The sequence below is a fragment of the Photorhabdus aegyptia genome, assembly GCF_000612035.1.
Lineage (GTDB): Bacteria > Pseudomonadota > Gammaproteobacteria > Enterobacterales > Enterobacteriaceae > Photorhabdus > Photorhabdus akhurstii.
In genome coordinates this window covers 1-5,351 of record NZ_JFGV01000109.1, presented here as the reverse complement: position 1 = coordinate 5,351, position 5,351 = coordinate 1, and the positions used below count along the sequence as shown (strand labels likewise).

Genomic DNA, 5,351 nt, shown 5'->3' with positions numbered 1-5,351 from the left:
AAGACCTGTTTTCTTTTTATTCTATAATTATTAGTTTCTACCATAATATAAGGTGAATTATGGCTAAAAACCAGAAACTTGATAAAATCAATCAACTTAAGAAAGTGAAACTCTTTTTCTTTAATGGATATATTAATCTCTATTTTTGTTTGGCCTTGTCTTTCAACATGATAATTAAAGTAACTAATTGAACATGCTTGCCCATCCTCACCTCCATCCCAGACACCTGATATAACTGTAGGATCTTCTTCTGTATAATTTTCTTTAAAGTCGCTTATACATTCGTCTGTTATTCCTCTATCATCAAACGCTATCCGAGTTAATGCTTCTTCGCGGCTATTTCCGCCTAAGTACCATATTTTAGAGTATCCAAAGAAGATATCTTCTAATTGTTTTACGATTTTATAGGTATCATTAACTGCAATATCTGGAGTTAATGGATTTTTCCAATCTGTATATATTTCTATATCTAAAGATAAAGTAGTCATTAATTTTTCCTATTAGAAATTACTTGGTTAACAAGGGGGTGTGAAATACTTTAATATTGGAATAAATAGATGATTTTTCTAAATAGGTTAAGTCGTTTAAACGGATTACAGCTCTGTTTATCATATTTATAACTCTGTCATCAATGGTAATATTTGTAGATCCCGCAAGCAGATTTCAATATCATTGGCTTTATTGATATGTTCTTGGTTTTCAATATCAAAGGTATCTTTTGTAGTGATAATTAATGAGCCTTTTTTGTCATTTTTATCAGAAATAGATATTATTTCTTCTGCCATTGGGACTAAAGTCGGATCTATTTTAATTGGTAAGTAGAGCATCCAACCGGCATAAACCCTATCTGGAAAAACTTGTTTTTGTTTTAACGAGTAACCTCTTATATCTACTAAAACAAATGGAGATTTACAATTAGATATTAAATTTTTAATGAATACTATGAATTTCTCAAAGCTAACATCTTCTTTTTTAAGACTAATGTTAATTGATATATTGGTTTTCCCTAACCGAATAGGATTATTATAAATTTCATCTTCGCTTGTATATAAAATACTATTATTGTCTTCATCATTTCCATCTGATAAAGATTTAACAATAAGTTTAGACTTTTCATCAAAAGTTGCTTCAAAATGTTTTAATGCGTACTCAGTAGGTCCATTTTCATCAAATGCTCGGTACAACAATCTCTCTTCTAAAGAATTCTCAGGTAAATGCCAACCACTTTGCTTATTTGATAATTTATTTACTTGTTGCACTACCGGATATAAATCATTCAATGCCTCTTTAGGTGTTATGCTCTCGTTTAGATCGTGAAATAGTTCTATTCTTGGGTATATTGTTGTCATATCTTTACCTTTTTACGAAAAATTAATATAATCAAACAACTATCAAATCACAGTGTTAAATACTTTAATGTTATTAAATTTAGTAAATGCTCTAGAGAAATACGCATAAATTAGGTCGTTTTACCGGATTACGGTTCTGTTTGTCATATTTATAACTCTGTCATTAATGGTAGTATTTGTAAATCCCGCAAGCAAATTTCAATATCATTGGCTTTATTGATATGCTCCTGGTTTTCAATATCAAAGATATCTTTTGTCGTAATAATCAATGAACCTTTTTTGTCATTTTTATCAGAAATAGATATTATTTCTTCTGCCATTGGGACTAAAATCGGGTCTATTTCTATTGGTAAGTAGAGCGTCCAACCGGCATAAACCCTATCTGGAAAAACTTGTTTTTGTTTTAACGAGTAACCTCTTGTATCTACTAACATAAATGGAGAGTTTCGAATCGATATTGAATTTTTTAAAAGCTCAATAATATCTTGAAAATTAAATTTATCTTTATCTAAATTGATGCTTATAGATATATTAGTTTTACCTAATCTAACAGGATTAACATGGATTTTATCTTCACCCATATATAGAATACTGTTGTTGTTCTCATCTACTCTATCAGATAATGATTTCACAATAAATCCAGAGTTTTCATCATAAGTTTCTTTAAAATCTTCTATAGCATATTTAGTAGGTCCATTTTCATCAAATGCATTATTTTTTAATCTCTCTTCTTGAGTATAACCAGGCAAATACCAACCACTTTTTCTAGTTGTTAACTTATTTATCTTGCATGTAATTTGATATAAATCAAGTAATGCATTGTCAGGAGTTAAAGCCTCATTTGAGTCATGAAATAATTTTATTCTTGAAAAAATCATTGACATTTTTAATTCTCCTTTTGTGAGAATGATTAAAGTTTAGTGTTAAATACCGTAATGTTAGGAAACATAGAAAATGCCGTAAGAAAGGACTTGACTACCATGATCGGTTAGGTCGTTTAATCGGATTACGGCTCTGTTTGTCATATTTATAACTCTGTCATCAATGGTAGTATTTGTAAATCCCGTAAACATATTTCAATATCATTGGCTTTATTGATATGCTCCTGGTTTTCAATATCAAAAATATCTTTTGTCGTAATAATCAATGAGCCTTTTTTGTCATTTTTATCAGAAATAGATATTATTTCTTCTGCCATTGGAACTAAAATCGGGTCTATTTCTATTGGTAAATAGAGCATCCAACCTGCACTTATTCGGTCTGGGAATACTTGCTTTTTTTTCAATCTATATCCTTGTGTTTCAGTCATAACGATTGGAGAATTACGAGTAGATGCTAAAGCTTTAACAAACTCTATAATAGTTTGAATCTTAAATTTTTCTTTCACTAAGTTAAGATCAATGGATATATTTGTTTTCCCTAGTCTATTATTGTAAATTACATCACTGCTTTGATAAAAAATTCTATTTTTAAGTTCAATGTCACCTGGGATGTCAAATAAAGTAGCTATAAGATATTTTGCATCTTTATCATAATTTTCTGTAAGCTGGTTTATAGCATATTCAGTAAAACCAGTATCAGTAAATACATTATTTTCCTCTATTTCCCCTAAACTATATCCTGGTAAATGCCAATAACTTGGGTTACTACTAATATTATTTATTTTCTGCATTATCTGATATGCATCCCTTAACGCCAATTCAGGTGTTATTGGCTCATTAAGGTCATGAAACAATTTTATTCTTGGATGTATTAAACTCATAATCATTAATCCTGTTTGAAATTTTCAACAATAGTTATAGGCTTTTGATCAACTCATTGGCGTATGAAATGTTTTAATGTTAGTAAAAGGAACAAACATTTCAGAAAAATATTCATAAGATATAGGCTGCAAAAAATGCCAATGAGACTTTGGAATATTATTCAATCCTATGCATACCCTATTTTGTCTTTCTGCTTGCCAAATTGTACTTTCTGCCCCTGTTTTGCTGGTAGGTGTTTTTCTAAACTCACCAAAAATCCAATCTGGTTCACCATTCTTAAAAAACTGATCATATTTAGCTTTGGCCTCAAGAAATAAGCATTGTGCAGGTTTCCAACCATCAAAATTTGTATCCATGCATAACCAGGTTTCAATTAGGTTTAATTCAGGGTTGTATATCGTCCCGGCAATTTTTGTTTGGTAGGCAATGGTTATTTCTGAATACGATGTGGTCTTTTCCCAAACCATCGTAACGTTGCCAATTGCCGGACATTTCTCACATTCGGTACGGGACGAAGCAATTGTTTGTGTATCCGCTTTTGCCTTGTCTTGTTCACCTTCTTTATCTTTGGCGCTTTCCATCACACCAACGGCGGCTAATCCTGTTGCACAAGCAGCCAGTGTCCATTCAGCCGCAGCTAAAAGAGCAGGAGCCGCTGGCGCAAGAAGTGGTAATGGCATGTCAATTTCTCCTTTTCAATAAATTATCCATAACCCGCAAATAATCACGGTATTGTTGTTCCGGGCTATCCCCGGCGTTCAACATATTTTGGATTGCTGGCGAGCCGTGAAAATCACGGTTAAATGCAACGAAATATAAGTAAGAGCGGATCAATGCTTCATCCTTGAACCCCATCTCAACCAAGTCCAGATAAGCCTTCTTTAATCGTTCGTGCAGGCTATGTTCGCTTTCATTTTCGACTAATCCACTGTGCTCAGCCAGAATACGTTGTCGGATCTGGGTCACATAAGCCTCATCTTCCGCATCAATAAATTTAGCGACCTGCTCCTTGCTGAGTTTTATCATCGTTAGGCCCCTTTTACGAAATGATCATTATTATCAAAAGAATACACCCACTCATGAATACCGTCAGTGAATGCTGACAATTGCTCTGGGCTGAAAATATCCCGGATTTGATGCAAGATGCGGGGATCGTAAAAACGCAGCAATGCCGTTTCCCCCGTTTCCTGCTCAACATTCAGGTAGTTTTCAAGGTGACGGGTTAGTTTGTCCAAAGATAGCGTGGTGTGTAGCCAGGACACCGAAGGTGCAACCTTTTCCAGCGCAGATAACTTTTCTTCCCATGATTTCGCATAAGCCATATCAAACAACCACGGCCCCGCGAATGCAATTTTGGCATCCGGGTATTGCCGGAATAGGGGATTATTCGTGCCAACGATATACTTAATCTCCTCAGCAAAATGACGTTCATACTGTAGGCCGCTGACTAAGGCATACCATTTCATTTCGGGATGTATTTCTCTGTATTCACTCCATTTTTTCTGTAATTCCGGTGTCATGACTGCCCCCGGATAACCATTGCTGTGCCATTCTGTTCTGCTTTCAGCAGACAGGTCAGACAGATTTCTTTCAACGGCACCGTCAGGGCTTTTTCTGCCTGTATGACACTCGTCTGTTTCAGTTTATCCAGCCTATCCGGTAGCTTGCCACCCCAACCTGAGCCGCTGCCGGGCGCTCCACTGCCAAAGTTAATACTCGCACTGCTGGTAATACCGCCCGCATCGATTTTAAGGAAGTGCCCGGCGGCCTGTAGGGTCAGTTCACTGCCGGCATCAATCACGACTTTAGCACCGGAACTTAGGTGAATTTCATTACCGCTTTGAGTTAACAGGGCGTCATCTGCTTTGATATGGAGTTTTTGCCCCGTAGATAGGGAAATGTCATTTCCCGTCTGTACGCGGTACTCATTATCAATGCGTAAATGGGCATCATGTTTAATATGATGTGTCCGGTTATGCCCAATATTATGGGTTTCATCATTCAGAACCTGCGTATTCATATCCCGTTGAGCATGAATAAACACTTCTTCACTGCCGTTTGCGTCCTCAAAACGTAATTCGTTAAAGCCGTTACCTTTATGCGTCTTGGTTCTGAACGTGGTGCGCGTCTTTTCCGCAGGTAAATTCAGTGGCGGGCGGTTAAGGCCATTGTAAGTACATCCGGTAATAATAGGCCGGTCAATATCGCCGTTGAGATAGGAGATAATCACTTCCTGACC

At 35.5% G+C, this 5,351-nt stretch carries 8 protein-coding genes; all 8 read right to left on the bottom strand.

Going from position 1 to position 5,351, the window contains the following annotated elements; all coding sequences use genetic code 11:
- The coding region (locus BA1DRAFT_RS20995; protein ID WP_036783490.1) for a hypothetical protein at nt 1-488 on the bottom strand (488 nt) is incomplete at its 3' end.
- Between the two features lie 126 nt (nt 489-614).
- The gene (locus BA1DRAFT_RS20990) at nt 615-1,349 is read right to left on the bottom strand and encodes an immunity 52 family protein (protein ID WP_036783487.1); all 735 of its coding nucleotides are present in this window, start codon (nt 1,347-1,349) and stop codon (nt 615-617) included.
- 149 nt (nt 1,350-1,498) lie between these two features.
- Nucleotides 1,499-2,233 carry an immunity 52 family protein gene (locus BA1DRAFT_RS20985; RefSeq protein ID WP_036783485.1) on the bottom strand — a complete coding sequence of 245 codons (735 nt, stop codon included), beginning with the start codon at nt 2,231-2,233 and terminating at the stop codon, nt 1,499-1,501.
- Nucleotides 2,234-2,376: 143 nt separating this feature from the next.
- On the bottom strand, nt 2,377-3,111 hold the full coding sequence (locus tag BA1DRAFT_RS20980) for an immunity 52 family protein (RefSeq protein ID WP_036783483.1): 735 nt from the start codon (nt 3,109-3,111) through the stop codon (nt 2,377-2,379).
- Nucleotides 3,112-3,159: 48 nt separating this feature from the next.
- Nucleotides 3,160-3,792, bottom strand: a complete 633-nt coding sequence (locus BA1DRAFT_RS20975) for a restriction endonuclease fold toxin 5 domain-containing protein (RefSeq protein ID WP_036783480.1) — start codon at nt 3,790-3,792, stop codon at nt 3,160-3,162.
- A 1-nt stretch (nt 3,793) separates the two neighbouring features.
- The gene (locus BA1DRAFT_RS20970) at nt 3,794-4,138 is read right to left on the bottom strand and encodes a hypothetical protein (protein ID WP_036783477.1); all 345 of its coding nucleotides are present in this window, start codon (nt 4,136-4,138) and stop codon (nt 3,794-3,796) included.
- Nucleotides 4,139-4,140: 2 nt separating this feature from the next.
- Nucleotides 4,141-4,632, bottom strand: coding sequence for a DUF4123 domain-containing protein (locus tag BA1DRAFT_RS20965; RefSeq protein ID WP_036783475.1), 492 nt, complete (start codon nt 4,630-4,632; stop codon nt 4,141-4,143).
- Nucleotides 4,629-5,351, bottom strand: a 723-nt coding sequence (locus tag BA1DRAFT_RS20960; RefSeq protein ID WP_036783472.1) for a bacteriophage T4 gp5 trimerisation domain-containing protein, incomplete at its 5' end; no start/stop codon positions are given. The genes BA1DRAFT_RS20960 and BA1DRAFT_RS20965, both read right to left, overlap by 4 nt.